Origin of the sequence: Metabacillus rhizosphaerae (assembly GCF_037201795.1) — a bacterium.
Taxonomy (GTDB): domain Bacteria; phylum Bacillota; class Bacilli; order Bacillales; family Bacillaceae; genus Metabacillus; species Metabacillus rhizosphaerae.
On record NZ_CP147403.1, the window covers coordinates 800,958 to 820,043 of the forward strand.

Here is a 19,086-nt window from a genome sequence, read left to right on the forward strand (position 1 = left end):
ATAATCTAGTAGGTTGCCTTTTCACATGAAAGGGCAACCAACTTTATTAAATTGGAGGAAAATTGAAAGGGAAAATAACTTATTATACATAAACCGTAGTAAAATATATGTAAAATGAGAAAAAGATGGTGAATAATCATGGAAGAAAAGAAAGAGTTTGGTCAAGGAATCTTATACATAATTACAAACTATATCTATTGGTTGCTTTTAACAAATATTTATTTTGTCGTAACGAATAGCTTATTTATCTTTTTCTTTATGACATTAAAACCGTCATTTTCTAACATTCTACTATACTTTTTGGCATTACTACCAACAGGCCCAGCAATTGCAGCTATGTGTTACTCAATGGAGAAGCTTGTAAGAACGAAAGAAATATCACCAACACGTGATTTTTTCTATGGCTACAAAAAGAATATTAAAGATACTTTTTCTGTGTGGTTGCCAATACTCGTCGTTTACTTCATTTTATTTGTAGATTTACAATATCTCCGCCAGTCTACATCTGATACAAGTCAAATAATATCCATTGTGATTTTCATTCTGACGCTACTATGGACGATGTTAAGCTTAAACATTCTGACGATTAATGCCAGGTATAAATTTAGAATAAGGGATGTTTGGAAATTGTCAGTATACTATAGCTTTACGAAATTTAAACAAACATTCGGTAATTTTTTGATTTTATTTATCGTGGCATTTGTCACAACCGTAACAACGGATTTTTTAATTGTTTTTACTTCTAGTATTATTGCTTACCTCATGATGCTAAATATGAAAGAGATGCTGGCAGATCTTGAATTAAAATTTTTAAAGACAAGTACTGAAAATTCAATTGAAAAGAGTATTTAAAAATGGAAGAAATCCACTAGGGAGGCTAGTTAGTTGATTTTAATCCTCACTGGTAATCCCAATTATAGGTTGGGAGAATCAACACTACCATACTAGTATAGTTATGAATTCAGTATAAGGTCCTTTGTGAAAGTAGATATCAAGAAAAGCTAATCTTTTCCTGTTGGGGAGTTGAAATGATGATAACGATCCAGGATGTAATAACTAAATTAACAAAACCAGTTGATAAGTTGGAAATAAGTGTTGATAAGCTGGTGTTTGGAGATCCGTATACAGAAGTTAAAGGTATTGTAGTCGCATTTGTAGCATCCCACTACGTAATTCAGCGTGCAATAGACATGGGAGCAAACCTTATCATAACTCATGAAGGTACGTTCTACAGTCACCATGACAGAATTGAGCATCTAGAACATGATTCAGTGTATCGTAATAAGAGGGAAATGATTGATGAATCAGGTATTGCAATTTATCGATTTCATGACTATTGGCATAAGTATCAACCCGATGGAATTATGGTGGGGTTAATACAAGAATTAGGTTGGACTCACTATGTTGAAGAGAATAATGCAACATCAACTTTACTGACTATATCTAATATGACGGTTAAGGAGATTGCTGATTATGTAAAAAGAAAGCTTTCTATTCCTTTTGTACGTGTTATCGGAGACACCTCAATGCCATGCACTAGAATTGGATTATTAGCAGGATATCGAGGTGGAGGGGATATAGCTATACCGCTATTTGAACAGGGTGATCTTGATTTAATTATTTACGGCGAGGGTCCCGAATGGGAGACACCTGAATACGTTCGGGACGCCATTTATCAAGGGAGAAATAAGGCGTTAATTAATATAGGGCATGCTGCTAGTGAGGAACCAGGAATGGAGTATCTTGCAGAACTAACAAAGGCATTTTTCCCAGGCATTCCTGTTCACTTTATTTCCGAGGGAAATTCCTTTCAATTTCTCTAATGGCATTAATACAAATAATGATCAACTCTCGACTTTTTAAAATAACCTTAATATAGAAATTTTAAATCTAACAAATTATAGCTTAATCTAACTAATACACAAAAGATGGAGGTTATATAGATGAAAATCACATTTCGATGGTTTGGCAATCAAGATGATAGTGTTACGTTAGACCAAATCAGGCAAATTCCTGGTATGGATGGGATTGTGGGAGGACTTCATGATATTCCTGCTGGGGAAGTGTGGCCACTTGATCAAATTTTAGCATTAAAGAAAGAGATTGAAGAGAAAGGTTTAAATCTTGAAGTGATTGAGAGTGTTAATGTACATGAAGATATAAAATTAGGGCTTCCTACACGTGATCTTTATATTAACAATTATCAGAAAACAATTCGAAATTTAGCACAAGCTGGAATAAAGGTTATTTGTTATAACTTTATGCCGATATTCGACTGGACAAGATCAGAGCTTGCGAAGGAATTACCAGATGGATCTACAGCATTAGCGTATGAAAAAGCCAAAGTAGAAGAGGTAGATCCTGCTGTTTTAATAAAAATGATTGAAAGCTCATCAAATGGTTTTTCTATGCCAGGTTGGGAACCAGAACGTGTTAGTAAAATTAAGCGGGCATTTGAATTATATAGAGATGTAACAGAAGAGGACTTATTTGAGCATCTGCAATATTTTTTGGAGAAAATTATTCCAGTTGCAAAAGAGTGTGACGTGAGAATGGCTATCCATCCTGATGACCCGCCTTGGTCTATTTTTGGCTTACCAAAAATTGTGATAAATAAAGAAAACTTAGAAAGAATTGTGAAATTAGTTGATAGTCCATACAATGGATTAACTTTGTGTTCAGGTTCATTAGGTGCAAACCCAAACAATGATATTCCAGATATAATGAGACACTTTTCAGCAATGGGGCGAATTCCATTTGCTCATATTCGTAACGTGAAAATCTATGAAAATGGTGACTTTACAGAAAGTTCTCATCGTAGTAGTGACGGTTCCTTGGATATATATGAGATAGTAAAAGCATTACATGATACAGGATACACAGGTTATATACGACCTGATCATGGGCGAATGATCTGGGATGAACAGGCTCGTCCTGGCTATGGCTTGTATGATCGTGCACTTGGAATAATGTACATTTTGGGCATTTGGGACAGTTTAGAAAAAGTAAAACAGTCAAATGGAATTGTTGGCAGTCAATCTCTAGCTTAAACTAGTAAATTAGCTGTGTGAAATAACAAGAGTGCATCAGGTTGCTTTTTGTCAAAACATGATGCACTCTTGTTGGATCTAAGTATAAAGGAAAAGAGTTAGTATTTACTAGTATTGAAAAACAGGAATGAAGGGGGAGTTCGTCATGTATACCGACTATAAAACACAAGCAACATCGACACGTGAACAGGTTTATCAAGAATTGAAATCACAAATCTTAAGTTTGCAGCTTGTTCCTGGTACCAACATTTCAGAAAAGGAAATGTCACTTGAATACAATGTTAGCCGTACACCGATAAGAGAAAGCTTTCTCCGCCTTTCACAAGAAGGACTGCTTGATGTTTATCCACAAAGAGGTACATTTGTTTCGTTAATTGATTTAAACCTTGCTGAAGAAGCAAGATTTATGCGGGAGCATCTTGAAAGAGCTGTTATTCAATTAGCTTGCAGGGATTTCTCAAAAGATAATTTATTGGCACTTGAAATGAACTTAAGCATGCAAAAGGTGTGTATTGAACAAAAGGATTATCGAAAAATGTTTGAATTAGATGAAGAATATCACCAAACGATTTTTTCAGGCTGTAATAAAAGAAATACGTGGTTAATTATTCAGCAAATGAATGTTCATTTTAATAGAAGTCGGATGCTGAGATTAGCTACTGATTTTAATTGGGATACAATTTTTGCACAACATGAAGAAATAGTAGTTGCAATAAAAGAAAAAAAGCCAGAACTTGCTGATGAGCTAATGCAAGAACACTTACTTCAAGCAGTGATTGACAAAGAGTTTTTGAGGAAAAATTATCCAATGTATTTTAAATAGGTTAACTCTGTGTGCAAACAACTGCCTAAGCTAAGAAATGAAAGCTTTATATTTCCTTATATGAAAAAAGCGGTAGAAAACAGGATTGACAGGAACTTGAAAATGACTGCCGCTCCCCATTAGAATGTTAATTAATGTAGTTCCTTTACTATATCTTCAAAAATCCAATTCCATCACAATTGAAAGATCCTGAAATCCAAGCTGTTCATATAAACGTTTTGCTGGATTACCTGTATAAACATTTAGGATAATCTTTTGAAAGCCTTGATACTTTAAGTGTTCAAGGGCCTGTTTCATTAATTGTTTTCCTAAACCAGATTTTCTAAACTCGGGTAAAACATAAAGAGAAGTGATGCTGCCTGTTTTGTACATATTTATAGGGTTGAAGTCAGGTCCTAGTAATACCCACCCGGCAATCCTATTATTTTCTAAGGCAACAAGGTAATAGGAACCGCTGTTTAATAAGGGAATAAATATGTTAAAGCCACTTTGAACATCGATTTGAACCAAACCCATCGTACTTTCATTCATAACCTCTATTGTCATTTGTAGAAGTGTATTTGTCTCTGTCAAGTTAGCCTTCCTAATCAACATTTAAGACACCTCGATCCTTTATCCCATTCTTAAAGGGTAGTGAGACCCCCACTGTATGAAAATCAACTATTATCAAAGACATTTGAACATAAAAATAGTGTATGATCAAATGGTGAATAGGTGTGTGTCTATGAGTTGAAAAAAGTGATTCTGACTATAATTTAGAAATAAGGGTTAAAATGACCATAATAGGAAGAGTTGTTGTTTAGCTACAACAATATGTGGGAATATAAGAAGTTTTATATATGATATACTTACGTAAGAAGGGAAGTGTCTGGTTGAAAAACTCAAACAATCTGTTCAATGATGGAGAAGTGGTAAAGGTTCAGAAAACAGGAGAGCTAGTTACAATTTCAAAATCACAATATGTAAAACATATGAAAAAGTACTCATATAAAGTGATTGAACATCCAAGCACCTTTTATTTTGAGGAAGAGCTTCAAAAGTCACAAGAAGATTAAGGTAAATAAGTAATAACTAGGTAAAAGTATGTTTAGAAAAAGAGATCACCTCGTTGAAGGGGTGGTCTTTTTGTTGTTTGTGATTAAAGTCCTACTTTGAAATATTCCTACTTATTTTATAAGTGCTTATTACTCAAAACCGAGGATAATTTTTTATGAACATAATACTGTAGACATTTTTGTATTATAGGGATAAAGATCTCTTTTTGTGGCTAATTTAGATTTTTTCTGTATTTATTTGGGAAGATATGTTATTGGTATATTATAGGAAAAACCTGGTGTTTGGAGAGCGTAGGTAAAAAGTACGTTAATATGAACACCATGTTTAAGAAATTAAGTTTAATAGAAAAATCATAAACAGGGTACTCACAATTAACATAGATGAATACCAAATAAAACCAATAATAGGGAGAGATTTTAAATGTCTGGAATTATTCGCGTTACCCCAGCTGAACTAGTTAGTATGTCAAACCGTTATTCAAGTGAAAGCAGCCAAGTTGGAGAGCAAGTTTCTCGTCTTGATACAATGATTAGAGAATTAGAAGGAATGTGGGAAGGTGAATCAAGCAGAGCATTCAGCGATCAATACCAAACGTTAAGACCATCTTTCATCCAAATGCAACAGTTGCTTGATGACATTTCTACTCAATTGAACAGCACAGCTAAAGCACTTGAGGATGCTGATCAACAAATTGCAAGTCAAATTAGAGGATAATCTACATACAAAACCTCTATGGCATTTTGTTTTAATGTCATCATGAAGGAAAGAAGTGGAGTATTGCAGAAAGCCATATTAGGGTGAAATAGGCTGCCCAACCTTTTTTAGAAGTAAGCTAGTCTAATAGCTTGCTAATTTGGAATGCATGCAAACTTCTTCGTCCCCTTACCTTCTTACAGTCAGTTAAGAGATAAAGGAGCGCTCTTTTTATAAAAAATTGCGCTCCTTCCCTATGAGGTGAATACATATGTACATAGAAATCACGATTGATTTAAAAAATTATCAAGGGGATAGCTTTGATTTACGACTATCAAACTATCACTCAGTTAAAAAAATGATTGACATCGTCTGGCAGGCAAAGAAATTGCACGCGCAACCTAAAGAAGGATCCTGGGTAAGGGTCATTAATAAACATAAAGTTGTCCAGGGTAATAAACGCCTTCTCGATGCTGGCATTACAACTGGAGACAGAATTGAAATATTATGAAGGAGATAATGGGAATGTCATCACAAAACGATATCTCATACTTACAAGAAAAACTAGAAGCTGTTATTAAACAGGATGAACAATCAATAGCTTTCACGTTTCAAATAGAAAAAATAAAATTAGATGATCCTACCGAAATTTCTTTTTTAAAGGAGATAAACCCAAAAATTAAAAAAGAAATTACAATGATGGATGATGAATTATCCATTCTTCATACAATCCCTAACACTTACACTTTTCTTCCTCGTTTGGATCAAGTAGATGTGAGAGATCAGCTAAGGATTGCGTATAAAGTTGTTCAAAAGGCTGAAATCCATTCCTTATCAAGAATTCATTTGCTTGTATGTCCAGAAAACATTGTCCTTGATCAAGGGCTTAATCCATATTTTCTTCATTTTGGGGTGAAAGAAAGTCTTCCACCGTATGAAAAAAATTCTGATCAATTATTGAAAGAAGTAAAGGCGACAGTCGCAGCAATTGTTGACAAACAGTATTCCTTTGAACAATATGTCCACTATTTTGATACATTGAAGCTTTCTGATTTCACAAAGAAAGTAAGGACTGCGCAAAGCTTTAATGAGTTAATAAGTATCATTGAAGAGCGAATTCAACATGAGAATGTTGAAAAAGAACTTCTGATGACAGTTAACAAAAAGACATGGAAAATAAATCGTTATGTACTGTATGGTGTATCCCTATGCTTAATCCCAGCATTAGTTTATTCAATATATTCTTTATTTTTTCTTCAGCCGAAACAGACAAGCTTTATTCATGCACAGGAAAAGTTTTTAAATAATGAATATAGTGAAGTTGTCACAGCTTTACAGCCATATGAATTTAAGGAAATGCCGAAAGTCACTCAATACGAACTCTCTATGTCATATATCATTAATGAATCATTGACAGAGGAACAAAAAGAAGTCATTAGAAATACTGTATCTTTACAGTCAGATCCCCTTTATTTTGAATATTGGATCCTAATAGGACGTGGAAATGCTGAAGAAGCACTCGATATAGCAAGGTATCTTGAAGATCGATCATTGATTTTATATGGACTTGTGAAATACAAGGAACAAGTAAAATCAAATGATGATTTAGATAGAGAAGAGAGACAGCAACTATTAGCTGATATCGAAAGCGAAATAACAGAATACCAAGATGAAATAAAACAAGAGGAAGAAGAAGAACAGGCTACCTCGGAAGAAACACAAGAAGAAGCCCAAGATGAAACTGCGGAACAAACGAGCTCATCAACTGAGGCGAAAACTCAACAAGTAGATGAAAAAGCAGTCGCTCCTTCTAATGACACAACAACTAATCAAGTGAAAAAATAAAAAAGCGGAAGTGCCTTTTAAATTGAACAATTATAGGTGGTGACAACACATGTCTGTTTTATGGGTTTTTTATCGTGAATCCTATCAACAGGTGACATTCAAATCCAGTCCTAAACAAGAGTTAACAATCGGGTGTGATTGGAGTCATTCGATAACTCTTCCAAAGCTGCCTTCTTCCCCAAAGCCAATAAGGGTGAAATATCGCGAGGATTCCTTTTGGCTTTTCCAAGATGAGGATCATGTGCAACAGATCGAACAAAACAAACTGTATCCAACTCGTTTTGGGGAAGAAGATCTTTCTATAATGATTACAGCAGCTCCATTACTAACAAACTCGTATTATATTGGGCACTTGGATGAAGTGACCTTTTCAACAACTAGGCAGGATGCCACTATTTTTATGGCTTCTGTATCTACTTTTGAACAAGACTCATTTACGCTTTACAAAAAGAATAATGCCTGGGAAATAAAAGTAGAGGAAAGTCAGTCCCTGTTCAAAAATGGTCAGCTAATCAATCAAGCATCACAGCTGGAGGTTGGTGATCAACTGCTTTGGCCTCTTATGACCATTACCCTTTTAGAGGATGATTTAATTCAGATTGATAGCTTACAAGATTTTGAAACAATTTTATTAGAGACGGTTCAGCCCCAATCAGAAATGCAGAAAAAATATCCAGTGTATCGACGTACACCAAGGATGGTTTATGATCTGCCTGATGAAAAGGTTCAGTTTTCCTTTCCTTCTCAAGATTCAGAAAGCTCTAACCGAAGTTTATGGCTTATTATTATGCCACCGCTTATTATGCTAATTGTTATGGGACTTGTGGCGATTCTTGTTCCTAGAGGAATTTTTATTATCGTCTCATTAGTTATGTTTATGACAACCTTGGTAACCTCTACTGTTCAATACTTCAAGGATCGAGGAAATCAAAAGAAATCAAAGGAACGTCGTAAACGTATTTATAATCAATATTTAGATGCAAAAAGACAAGAACTGCAAAATCTTGCTGATAAACAAAAGGATGTTCTAACGTTTCACTATCCCTCTTTTGAGAGAATGAAGTATTTAACAGAGCAGATTTCTGACAGGCTTTGGGAAAGAACACCTGAAAGCCCTGATTTTCTGCAATTTCGTCTTGGTGTTGGAACTGTTTCAGCTAGCTATACGATCTCATCGTCACAATCAGATATGTCCAATAGAGAGATGGATGAATTATTAGAGGAATCACAAATGCTTGAAAGAGCTTATAAATATTTGAAAAACCTGCCAATAACAGCGAATCTTTCAGAGGGAGCCATTGGGTTAATTGGGAAAGATGCTGTATTGAAAAATGAATTGCACCAGCTGATTGGACAGCTAACCTTTTTCCATAGTTATCATGATTTGCGCTTTGTTTTTATTTTTGATGAAACAGAATACAAGGAATGGGAATGGATGAAGTGGCTACCACACTTCCAATTGCCAAATTCCTTTGCAAAGGGATTTATTTATAACGAAAAAACTAGGGATCAATTGCTTTACTCGCTTTATGAAATGGTTAGAGAACGTGATCAAGAGGAAGAAAAAGAGAAAATCCGTTTTACCCCACATTATGTTTTTGTGATTACAAATCATCAACTTATCTCCGATCATGTAATCTTAGAATATTTAGAAGGGGATCATAGGCATCTTGGTATTTCAGTTATCTTTGCTGCAGAAGCAAAGGAAAGCTTATCAGATAACATTCATACCCTTGTGCGATATATCAATGACCGGCAAGGAGATATTCTAATCCAACAAAAAAAAGCGGTGCGAATTCCGTTTGATTTGGATGTACATAAAAGGGATAGTAACGAGAATTATGCTCGTATGCTGCGAACTCTTGACCACCAAATTGGCATGACAAATTCAATTCCAACCGCAGTGTCATTTCTTGAAATGATGAATGTAAAGAGCGTTGATCAGCTTCCAATAAAACAAAACTGGCTTACAAGGGAATCGGCAAAATCTTTAGCTGTGCCAATTGGTTTAAAAGGAAAAGAAGAAACAGTTGAACTGAACTTACATGAAAAGGCTCATGGTCCACATGGCTTATTAGCGGGAACGACAGGTTCGGGGAAAAGTGAATTTTTACAAACTTATATCCTATCGCTAGCTGTACATTTCCATCCACATGAAGTTGCCTTTCTATTAATTGATTATAAAGGTGGAGGCATGGCACAACCTTTTAAAAATATGCCACATCTTTTAGGCACAATCACCAATATCGAAGGAAGTAAAAATTTCAGCTTACGAGCCTTAGCTTCGATCAAGAGTGAATTAAAAAGACGTCAACGCTTATTTGATCACTATCATGTTTCACATATTAATGACTATACAAAGCTATTTAAACAAGGAAAGGCAGATAAGCCACTTCCACATTTATTCCTTATTTCAGATGAATTCGCTGAGCTTAAGACAGAAGAACCAGATTTTATTCGAGAATTAGTCAGTGCAGCACGTATTGGACGAAGCCTCGGTGTTCATCTCATACTGGCTACCCAAAAGCCTGGTGGTATCATCGATAATCAAATTTGGAGTAATGCTCGTTTTCGTGTTGCTTTGAAGGTGCAAAATACTGAGGATAGCCGTGAGATTTTAAAAAATGGTGATGCTGCATCAATTACAGAAACAGGTCGAGGGTATTTACAGGTTGGGAACAATGAGGTGTATGAGCTTTTCCAATCAGCATGGAGTGGTGCTCCGTATCATGAGGAAGAAACATATGACCTCGAGGATGAAGTTGCGATTGTAACAGACCTTGGGTTAATTTCTTTATCTGAAGTATCCGCAAGTGAGCAGAAGTCAAAAGACGCAGTGAGTGAGATTAATGAGATTGTCGATAGAATTGAACAGCTTCAACAAGATATGGAGATTGAGAGGCTTTCAAGTCCATGGCTACCACCACTTCCTAGTCGTCTCTATCGTGAAGATGGAAATCAGGATGAGAAAACGAACATCCTATTTGCAATGATTGATGAACCGGAAAAACAAAGTCAATCAGCATACACGTATGACGTTATCGAGGATGGTAATATTGGAATCTTTGGTTCATCTGGTTATGGTAAAACACATACAATTACAACATTGTTATTAGGAATTGCTAAGGCATTCACTCCTAAAGAAGTTCACTATTATTTAATGGACTTTGGTAATGGTGGGCTATTACCACTTAAGCAGCTCCCACACACAGCTGATTATTTTTTACTTGATCAAGAACGAAAAATCGAGAAATTCATGAGGATTTTAAGAGATGAAATTGCGAGACGGAAACAACTTTTCCAACAGCAAGAGGTAAGCTCGATTAAGATGTATAACACCTTAAGTGATGAGCCGTTACCTTTATTGTTTCTTGTGATTGATAATTTCGATCTTGTGAAAGAAGAAATGCTTGATCTTGAACAGCAGTTAAACCAATTTGCTCGTGATGGCGGGTCGTTAGGTATTTACATGATTCTAACAGCAACTCGGATCAATTCAGTACGACAAGCATTGATGAATAACTTAAAAACGAAAATTGTCCATTATTTAATGGATCAGTCAGAGGCATACACGATGTTAGGCAGACTGCCATTTTCACCTGAGGCAATGCCAGGAAGAGCCATTGTGAAAAAAGATACAGCCTTCTTTGCCCAAGTCTTACTCCCAACAGATGGTAAGGATGACTTTGAGCAAATGACGAATTTAAAGGAAGAAGTACAGAGTATTAAGGAAGCATATAAAACGGTTAAGAAGCCAGACCCCGTGCCAATGCTACCTACAGAGCTTACGATTGTCAATTTTTCTTCTTATACAGAATATAAGGCTGGCCTATTACCAATTGGCCTTGATGAGGAGAGTGTGACTCCTGTCTATGTCAACCTCTTAAAGACAAAGCATTGTATTGTACTAGGGCAGGCTCAAAAAGGAAAAACAAATTCCTTAAAGGTAATGATTCATACAGCACTTGATCAGAAAATTGAACATATCGCTTTATTTGATTCAATTGATCGAGGCTTGTCTTCGTTTATCGGTGATGAGAAATTAGTGTATCTTGAAGGAAAAGACCATGTAACCTCATGGTTAGATAAGTTGGAGAAAATATTTATCGAACGAGAAGAAACGTATCATCTACAAATCCAGAGTGGAAACCAATTACCTCAATTTTCACCAGTATTGTTTGTTGTAGATGGATATTCACGCTTCCTTCAAAGTGTTGACAATCTGACACAGGACCGAATTGTTCGATATATGAAAAGCTATAGTCATCTTGGCTTTAATATGGTGGTCTCTGGTAGCAACAATGAATTAACAAAAGGATATGATCCTTTAACAATAGAAATAAAACAAATTAGACAAGCGGTTATTTTAATGAAAAAATCTGAGCAAACATTATTTACTCTTACTTACGATCGTAAGGAATCAGAGATTCAACCAGGCTTCGGCTATTATGTTGAAAATGGAAAAGAGCAAAGTATTCAGATACCGCTTGTAAATGTTGAAAGGAAGGTACATGTATGACGGAAAAAGCAAGCATATTCAAGCTGATACTAGTCATCATATTAATTGTCATTACACCCCTTCTTTTCTTCCGTACAATCGGTGATAATCCTTTAAAGGTGGTTAAAACGGAAAATGCAACAAAATCCATTGCCATTATTAATGAGGATATCGGAACACAAGAAGCGGATGAAAAGATTCAGTTCGGTCAGGATGTTGCGTCAATTCTGGCGGAGAGTTCAAACTTTGAATGGACGGTTGTAGGTAGAAGTGCAGGTGAAAGTGGCCTGCGTAATTTAAAATACGATGCAATTGTTTATATGCCCTCAGATTTCTCAGAAAATATTATGACGTATGATGAGGCAAACCCTGTAAAAACAAATTTTCAGTATAAAGTGCAAAGTCAGCTAAATGCAGTTAATAAAGAAAAAGTGCTAGTAGAGCTTGAAAAAGCAACAAAAAGAGTAAATCAAAAAATTTCATCTCTTTACTGGAATTATGTTTCAGCAGACATGGAGCATATCCGCCAGGAGTTTGATGAAATTCTCCAAAAGGAAGTAGCGTTTCAAGAAACAATGACAGCATTCTATAAGCCAAGCTCAAAAAACCTTGCTGGACAAATAGATGAACAGAAAGCAATGCTCACAAGCTTGCAGTCTTCTATTCAGCAGATCGGTGAAAGAACTCCGGAGCAACAAGCAACAATGGAAGGCTATGAGCAAAATTTGGCAACCTTTGTTGAATATGTGGAGCAATATAAGGAGTATCAAGCGAAACAACAAATTCTCTTAGCTGAAATTCAAGCAAATTCAATCCAGTCTGTTAACCAAGCAACTGTAGATCAACAGCCTTTGTTTATCAAATCTACAAGTCTATTTGAAGATGAAGGCAATACGTTTATCGAAAGTATGTCAAAGCTTGATAGCCGAATGGAAAACACACAGCAAGTCTTCGGGAAACTTGAGGAACAAAGATATAGTCAGGTCGGAAGACAAATTAGTGAGTTTTACAAGCTTCAAGAAAAAATTCTTGAGTTTTATCAGCAGTTAAAGGACTCAACTTTGCTAAATGATGTTGAGGGCCAGCTTGCTACTTTAAGTGATCAGCTTAGTGTTGGTGAGGAGCCTACAGAACCTGAAGAACCAGCTGAGGACGAAAAAGATAGTCCAGGTAAATCTGATGGAAAAGATCAACAATTAGTTACCTTGAACACAGAGGAAAATGGTAATGGCTCAGGTAATCATGACGAAAATCATGGTGAAGACACCACAGACCAAGAGGAACCTGAAATGCCTCTTGAGCCAGAAAAACCTGAACAGCCAAACGGTCCTAAAGTACCTGTTGTCGATTTCGAAAGTGAGATGGCGGAGTTAACCTCTATTTCAGAGGAGCTTACAAAGATAAAGACTGAACTTACTAATCTGGTTGATCCAAAACCGGAAGAGATGGAGACCTCGTTATCAGGCTTGGGTGTTATCAATGATCGTATCCTAGCTTTGAAAACAGCACTTGATACGAAAGAAACAGATAAAAACCCATTAGAGGATGATTTAAAAGCACTTCAGGATTCATTCAATGAATTACTAGGTGTTAAAAATACATTAGATAAAACAATTGCTAATAAAAATAGTCAAATTCAGCAACTAGAAGATGATAACAAACAACTAATAGAAGACAATCTCCAGTTGGAAACAGATATTGATAATTTAGAGGAAATAAAAAGTCAGCTTGAATCAGAGCTAACTTTATACAAAGACTATGAATCTAATATCAAAGAAGAAATTGAGAAAAAGGAACAATCAATCCTTGCATCTAAAGCACTTTCTGAAACAAGAAAAGAGCATGTAAATGAAATCTTTTCTAAGGATATAAAAAGTAAAGATCTTCTTCAGATGATGTTTTACTTCTCATATTTAGATCGCTATGAGGCGACATTAAACAGCATGCTTGCAGAAAACACTGCGATAGTAGCCGTTCTTGGTAATGAAGAATTGCAGCAAGAAGCAAATAAAATTGCCGCGATCACAAGCGAAGAACAATCTAGTTGGGATCAATTAGGTAAGGATATGCCGACAAACCAAGATGCGTTAAACACGCTAGAAGACGGCTTTACCGTATTTATGGCTGAATATCGTCAAACAGTCGATGAGCAACAAGCTAAGTTAGTCGAAAGCCTTGATGGAATTCTTCAGGAAGCAACAACGGTATTAGATCAAATTAAACAACCAGACCAAATGCTTACGGTTGTAGAACCGACAACAACTGTTGAAGGTCAGGAAATGGTTTCAGGAACAGAAAGAATTAGTGAGCAAATGGAATCAATTCATACTTGGATGGATTCTGTGGGTGAAAGTCAAAGCAGCATCATAGAATATACAGGAGAGCTTCAAGTACTAGTAAGTGATGTTCAAGTAGACGCAGATAAATTAAACGATAAATGGGCTTCAAATGTTTCGTCAACAGAGCTAATTCGAGATGACGTCTTCAGTGTTCTCGGTAATACATTTGTTGATGGTCAATCAAATGGCTATGTTTATGATTTCTTAACAAACCCGCTTAAGATTAGTGGTGATATTCCAGAAGAAACTGAAAGTACGACTGTGAAAAATATTCCACCAGTAGTTGTATTATTTATCGTTCTTGTATGCAGCTTACTTATCGGGTATACAAGTTATTATTTTCAACAGCCTCCGTTGTGGCTTCAGGGAATTCTATTTGTCTTATTAACTCTCATTGTTGGATTTGTCATTAGTTTATTTGGCTTAGACATCTACCCATTGCGAGAGGAAAGCGCGGTTGAATGGACTGTATTTACGATCCTTCTTCTTGCGGCAGGTTCAGCCCTAGTAAGAGTTGCATTTACTGTTCATCACTTAGTTGGACTGTTCGTCACGGTAGGTTTGGTGATCTTTTATGTAACACCATTGCTAGCATTAACAACACCGAACTTTAGTTTTTCAGATCCAATGTCCAATGTATACATGTCAATTCAATATGGGACAGATTCATTATTTACACAGGCTGTTATGATCCTTGCCTTGATATTAGCAGGGCTTGGAATGCTGCAATATTTCATTGGAAAAGCAAGAATGAGTCCAGATGAGAAGGGGTCAGAAACCCATGCAATGTAAGCAAGTCTCACTTGTTTCGCTTATTCTGCTAATCATGACAACTTTTCAGCTATTGCTTGCAGGAGTTGTGCACGCAGATACCACGGAGATTGATGAGCTTGTTCCGAATGATTATCAAAAGAACCAATTCAAAAAAAATAATGAGTTGCTCCATGATGATTCATTATCAGACCAACGTTTAAACATACCTGAAGAATTAAAAGGTTTGAACTTTCAAAGAGAAAAGATATCCCAAGAAGATATCATAAAATCGACGTTATTTTTAAGTGAGTCAAGTGATAACAATACGATTAAAGCAAAAGCATTAGAAATGGAGCTATTTACAGAGGCAGATTCATCAATGATAAATAGTATGGAAGAGGATACACCATCCTCTTCCAATCTTTCATTAACCATTTTAATTTGGGCAATGGTTGGCATATGTAGTTTGTTATTAATTGTAGTATTGGTTGTTTGGAGTAAATCCGCTAATAAAGCAAAAATCTCTTCAAAATAGGTTGAGAGGTGAAGATGATGAGTTTATCAAATGTATTGTTTTCCATTCAAAGGTCGATCTCTTCGCAATCAAATGATCTTGATGAAAAAATTGATCGTTTGACACAAGCGAAAAGTGATATAAGTCGAGAGCAAGATCTTCTTCTCCAAGAAATAAAGAAAATAAAGCAACCAGATTTAGGCAGGGAATGGACAGGGAATAGAGCTGACAATTTTGATCATGAGCGCGAGGATGCCTATTCTGTTATGCAAAAGATCGGGCAAACTGATTACTCTAGCTATCAGAGATTAATCGAAGGTAAGATCAATATGTTAGAGATGGAACGAACTGTATTAAATGTAACAAGAGCCCTTGCCTATGAAGCAGGTCAATTAGTTGATAAGGGTGAAGATGCTGTAGATGAGCTTGCAGATCGAATTAGCGATTTGAAAAGGCGGTTATTTTAATGGTCACGATTAAACTAAATTATGAAGCCGTTATAAAAGAATTAAATGAAGTTAAGTCAGCATTAGCCAATGTAACGATTGAACCACCACAATCTAGTAATCTAGGGAAAAATCGCTTGGATTTTACTACTTATTGGCTTGAACGCGAAGCAAGAATCCATCAGCTCATAAGTGAGTATGTTGAGGTTGTTGAGAAAAACATAGAAGATACAAAAGCAAATGTACGTTCATTAAAAGAGCAGGATGAAGCAATTACAAGAAATTAAGTGATGCTTTTGTTGTTTTGTTGTATTGGTACAAAAAGCTATTACTTCGGGAGTTAAGGGATCGTTTGGGGTGAAAGGGGCGCAATCGACAACTTAGCCCCTATTTTTTTTACAAGGTAAGAAAGTATAAGTTTTTGTACTTAGTTTTGGTGTCTAGCTCCAGCACCTATCGCCTATCAAACTTCAGATCATCTCCCTACGATAAGTCAACATCGGTTCGCTACGCTTACCGTGTTTCCTTTATCTCAGTCGATGCTCCTCCAGTTTGTACGGCGATGATCAAGGCGCTTGCGCTTTTCTCTCTTAAAAGAACCCAAACGAAAGGAAGGGCAGACGGTGACTGTGAAAGTATATGAAGCGAAATCATTAATTGATTCAATGGAAGCAAGGTCTAAAAGCTATAATGACTTACGGGGAAAGCTAGAACAAGTAAAAAGCCAATTCAATGACATCGTCAATCTAGACGACCAACTTCAAGGAAAGGGGGCAGAATCCATCAAAGGCTTCTTTCATGCCCAAATGGATGTTGCTGAAGCCTGGCTCCGCCTGATTGATCGAAACATTGCCTTTTTTAATGGCATTGCCGGAACAGCTGAGGACAAGAACTTATCAGGTGATACAGTTGTTCATGTTCCATTTTTAGATGATGAGCTCACCCATCATGCAAGAAGCCATAAAGAAATGGTCTCAAGCCAACGGGACGAATTGAAAAGGATCTTCAACAGAATAGATGATCTGATTTCTCTTGATGCCTTCTCAAAGGAACAATTTGATGATCATATGGAAAAAGCAGAAAAAGACCGGAAAGATACAGCTGATGCGGTTGACCAGATTGATAATGACTTAAAATCAGAATACATCCTATCAGAGGGTGATGAACAATATGTCGTCGCACTCTTTCAGCAGCTAATGGAAGCATCCCGCCAAGGTAGCAACATCCAACCGATTCATTTCAACGCAGAAGCCTACAAAGCTAGTGACGTTTATAAGCTGAAAGAACAAGCCGAGCAGCAAACAAAAGAATACCTCTCGTTTAAAGACGAACAAGAAAAATTTAGAGAACAGTTAAAGCGACAAGAGGAACTCGAAAATCGCCCATGGTACGAAAAAACTTGGGATGGAGTCAAAACCTTTACAGGAGAACTAACAGGCTACTACGATTATATCCGTGCATCAGAAGGAGTTGACCCTGTCACTGGCGAAAAACTAACAACAGGTCAACGTGTTGCAGCCGGAGCCATGGCAGCAGCAGGCTTTATTCCAGTCGTAGGCTGGGCAGGGCGCATCGTCAAAGGCGGAGGCGCCATCTACAAAACAGCCAAAGGCATGCATGCAGCCGATCAGGCATTAGACGTCTATCGAACGGCAAATACGTTCTCAACCCTTGAAAAAGCGGAGATGGGCATCTATGGGCTTGTGTCTGCCAATGGGTTTAGTGAGTACATAACGGGTAAGGATATGTTTGGGAATGAATTGACGGAAGAGCAGCAGAAGAATAGTCTTTATCAGGCGCTAGGGTTGCTGGCTGTTGGTGGTGGAGCTTATTATCTTAATAAGTTGCAGGCTGAGAATGCAGTTTATCAGGTTCCGAATATTGTTAAGAATAATCAAAGCAGAATAGAATACTTGAGAAATAAGTACGGAAAATTAACGCCAGAGGAACTACATAATAGAATTAATACAAGAGGGATTCATGAAGAAGCGATTAGATTTGGATCTAAAAAAACATGGGATGAATTCCTGGAAAACTCAAAAGGTACTGACAACATTGGAGAGATAAAAAATTCTTATATTAAATTAATAAAAGAACAATCACCTTGGCCAGAAGGGTTTACTCCTAAAAGAGGGACCTTAAAATCTGGAGATACATTTGAAATGGTACTGGATAATGCCCAACCACTAAACAAACCAGGTAGTTTTGGTACTTTTGATAAAATAACAGGTGTTGAGTATGCGAAAAATAATTTAGCTATTAAATCAAATTGGAAAGAGGATTTTGGGAAGGTTGTTACATACAGAGTGAAAACAGGAGTTGAACTACAAGTTTTAGAGGGCCCTGTTGGACCACAAATTGATATAGCAGCCAATAAATACTTACCTGGTGGAGGTACTCAAATACAAATACTACTTGATTGGAAAGAAAATAAAATGAATTATTTAGAGGTTGTATCAGTACGATCAAATAAATAAAGGAGTATGATTATTATGGAAGTAAAAGATTTCATATGGGATTTAGATATTGTAAGTTGGAGTTATAATGAAAAAAATATCAAAATTCAATTTTCTAATATTAATTTTGCGAATGTGGACTCAGTAAAAAATTATGTATATATTGTATGCGGAGAAAATTTTTCTGAAGATCAAGTATATTACCTTTCATTTGAAGGCAAACAGATTTTTGCATACGATAAAAAAAGTGGAAAGATATCTTGGGATTATAAAGATAGATTAGTTGAAATTAATTGTAAAAATATAACTAGTGCTAAGCTAGAGAGTAAAGATGGAATAGTTTTAGTTATTTCAGGAAGCCAAAACTCAAATGAAAAATTATTAGGTTTTACATTAGATGGTATACAGTTATTTGAAAAAGCACCGCCAAAGGGTTATCACTTTTTATATTTTTCATCCGTTAGTAATAGACTTTCTATAGTATGTGAAGGTGGTAAGGACCAAGCTGATGCATACGGCAGGAATAACTGGCATTTTGTCATAGATACAAAAATAGGTGAAATGGTAAAATCGAATTTAGCTTATTGATTAGTAAAGGACTTTATTGATTCAT

16 protein-coding genes are annotated in these 19,086 nt (G+C 36.1%); 15 read left to right on the top strand and 1 reads right to left on the bottom strand.

The window, feature by feature from the left end:
* Positions 1–138 precede the first annotated feature (138 nt).
* The 4 genes from WCV66_RS03980 (at position 139) to WCV66_RS03995 (ending at position 3,873) form a co-directional block, all read left to right on the top strand.
* A complete protein-coding gene (locus WCV66_RS03980) occupies positions 139–852 on the top strand; it encodes a YesL family protein (protein ID WP_338787949.1) in 714 nt (237 codons plus the stop codon).
* Positions 853–1,028: 176 nt separating this feature from the next.
* Positions 1,029–1,823, top strand: coding sequence for a Nif3-like dinuclear metal center hexameric protein (locus tag WCV66_RS03985; protein ID WP_338787950.1), 795 nt, complete (start codon positions 1,029–1,031; stop codon positions 1,821–1,823).
* 120 nt (positions 1,824–1,943) lie between these two features.
* Entirely contained in the window at positions 1,944–3,050 is a 1,107-nt protein-coding gene (uxuA, locus tag WCV66_RS03990; protein ID WP_338787951.1) for a mannonate dehydratase, read from the top strand.
* 145 nt (positions 3,051–3,195) lie between these two features.
* The gene (locus WCV66_RS03995) at positions 3,196–3,873 is read left to right on the top strand and encodes a GntR family transcriptional regulator (RefSeq protein ID WP_066338374.1); all 678 of its coding nucleotides are present in this window, start codon (positions 3,196–3,198) and stop codon (positions 3,871–3,873) included.
* Positions 3,874–4,029: 156 nt separating this feature from the next.
* Here the strand turns inward: WCV66_RS03995 and WCV66_RS04000 are convergent, their stop codons facing one another.
* The gene (locus tag WCV66_RS04000) at positions 4,030–4,446 is read right to left on the bottom strand and encodes a GNAT family N-acetyltransferase (protein WP_185653843.1); all 417 of its coding nucleotides are present in this window, start codon (positions 4,444–4,446) and stop codon (positions 4,030–4,032) included.
* Positions 4,447–4,745: 299 nt separating this feature from the next.
* Between WCV66_RS04000 and WCV66_RS04005 the strand changes: the two genes are divergently transcribed.
* From WCV66_RS04005 to WCV66_RS04055, 11 genes are all read left to right on the top strand, one after another.
* The gene (locus WCV66_RS04005) at positions 4,746–4,928 is read left to right on the top strand and encodes a hypothetical protein (RefSeq protein WP_232329076.1); all 183 of its coding nucleotides are present in this window, start codon (positions 4,746–4,748) and stop codon (positions 4,926–4,928) included.
* Between the two features lie 421 nt (positions 4,929–5,349).
* Positions 5,350–5,643 (top strand): WXG100 family type VII secretion target, encoded by a 294-nt coding sequence (locus tag WCV66_RS04010; protein ID WP_066338365.1) that lies wholly within the window; start codon positions 5,350–5,352, stop codon positions 5,641–5,643.
* A gap of 250 nt (positions 5,644–5,893) precedes the next feature.
* A complete protein-coding gene (locus WCV66_RS04015; RefSeq protein ID WP_338787952.1) occupies positions 5,894–6,133 on the top strand; it encodes an EsaB/YukD family protein in 240 nt (79 codons plus the stop codon).
* A gap of 14 nt (positions 6,134–6,147) precedes the next feature.
* Positions 6,148–7,467, top strand: coding sequence for a type VII secretion protein EssB (essB, locus tag WCV66_RS04020; protein ID WP_066338355.1), 1,320 nt, complete (start codon positions 6,148–6,150; stop codon positions 7,465–7,467).
* Positions 7,468–7,516: 49 nt separating this feature from the next.
* Positions 7,517–11,986, top strand: a complete 4,470-nt coding sequence (gene essC / locus WCV66_RS04025) for a type VII secretion protein EssC (RefSeq protein WP_338787953.1) — start codon at positions 7,517–7,519, stop codon at positions 11,984–11,986.
* Positions 11,983–15,096, top strand: a complete 3,114-nt coding sequence (esaA, locus tag WCV66_RS04030) for a type VII secretion protein EsaA (protein ID WP_338787954.1) — start codon at positions 11,983–11,985, stop codon at positions 15,094–15,096. The genes essC and esaA overlap by 4 nt, the downstream gene beginning before the upstream one ends.
* Complete coding sequence (gene essA / locus WCV66_RS04035; protein ID WP_066338348.1) at positions 15,086–15,592, top strand: type VII secretion protein EssA; 507 nt, start codon at positions 15,086–15,088, stop codon at positions 15,590–15,592. The genes esaA and essA overlap by 11 nt, the downstream gene beginning before the upstream one ends.
* A 17-nt stretch (positions 15,593–15,609) precedes the next feature.
* A complete protein-coding gene (locus tag WCV66_RS04040) occupies positions 15,610–16,038 on the top strand; it encodes a DUF5082 family protein (RefSeq protein WP_066338346.1) in 429 nt (142 codons plus the stop codon).
* Positions 16,038–16,304, top strand: coding sequence for a YwqI/YxiC family protein (locus WCV66_RS04045; protein WP_066338343.1), 267 nt, complete (start codon positions 16,038–16,040; stop codon positions 16,302–16,304). The genes WCV66_RS04040 and WCV66_RS04045 overlap by 1 nt, the downstream gene beginning before the upstream one ends.
* 336 nt (positions 16,305–16,640) lie before the next feature.
* Positions 16,641–18,494 carry a ribonuclease YeeF family protein gene (locus tag WCV66_RS04050; protein WP_338787955.1) on the top strand — a complete coding sequence of 618 codons (1,854 nt, stop codon included), beginning with the start codon at positions 16,641–16,643 and terminating at the stop codon, positions 18,492–18,494.
* Between the two features lie 15 nt (positions 18,495–18,509).
* The gene (locus WCV66_RS04055; protein ID WP_066338338.1) at positions 18,510–19,061 is read left to right on the top strand and encodes a hypothetical protein; all 552 of its coding nucleotides are present in this window, start codon (positions 18,510–18,512) and stop codon (positions 19,059–19,061) included.
* Positions 19,062–19,086: the final 25 nt, after the last annotated feature.

Bases quoted from the DNA above. Each gene is read 5' to 3' on its own strand.
- WCV66_RS03980 (WP_338787949.1), top strand. From the start codon at position 139: ATGGAAGAAAAGAAAGAGTTTGGTCAAGGAATCTTATACATAATTACA.
- WCV66_RS03985 (WP_338787950.1), top strand. From the start codon at position 1,029: ATGATGATAACGATCCAGGATGTAATAACTAAATTAACAAAACCAGTT.
- uxuA (WP_338787951.1), top strand. From the start codon at position 1,944: ATGAAAATCACATTTCGATGGTTTGGCAATCAAGATGATAGTGTTACG.
- WCV66_RS03995 (WP_066338374.1), top strand. From the start codon at position 3,196: ATGTATACCGACTATAAAACACAAGCAACATCGACACGTGAACAGGTT.
- WCV66_RS04010 (WP_066338365.1), top strand. From the start codon at position 5,350: ATGTCTGGAATTATTCGCGTTACCCCAGCTGAACTAGTTAGTATGTCA.
- WCV66_RS04015 (WP_338787952.1), top strand. From the start codon at position 5,894: ATGTACATAGAAATCACGATTGATTTAAAAAATTATCAAGGGGATAGC.
- essB (WP_066338355.1), top strand. From the start codon at position 6,148: ATGTCATCACAAAACGATATCTCATACTTACAAGAAAAACTAGAAGCT.
- essC (WP_338787953.1), top strand. From the start codon at position 7,517: ATGTCTGTTTTATGGGTTTTTTATCGTGAATCCTATCAACAGGTGACA.
- esaA (WP_338787954.1), top strand. From the start codon at position 11,983: ATGACGGAAAAAGCAAGCATATTCAAGCTGATACTAGTCATCATATTA.
- essA (WP_066338348.1), top strand. From the start codon at position 15,086: ATGCAATGTAAGCAAGTCTCACTTGTTTCGCTTATTCTGCTAATCATG.
- WCV66_RS04040 (WP_066338346.1), top strand. From the start codon at position 15,610: ATGAGTTTATCAAATGTATTGTTTTCCATTCAAAGGTCGATCTCTTCG.
- WCV66_RS04045 (WP_066338343.1), top strand. From the start codon at position 16,038: ATGGTCACGATTAAACTAAATTATGAAGCCGTTATAAAAGAATTAAAT.
- WCV66_RS04055 (WP_066338338.1), top strand. From the start codon at position 18,510: ATGGAAGTAAAAGATTTCATATGGGATTTAGATATTGTAAGTTGGAGT.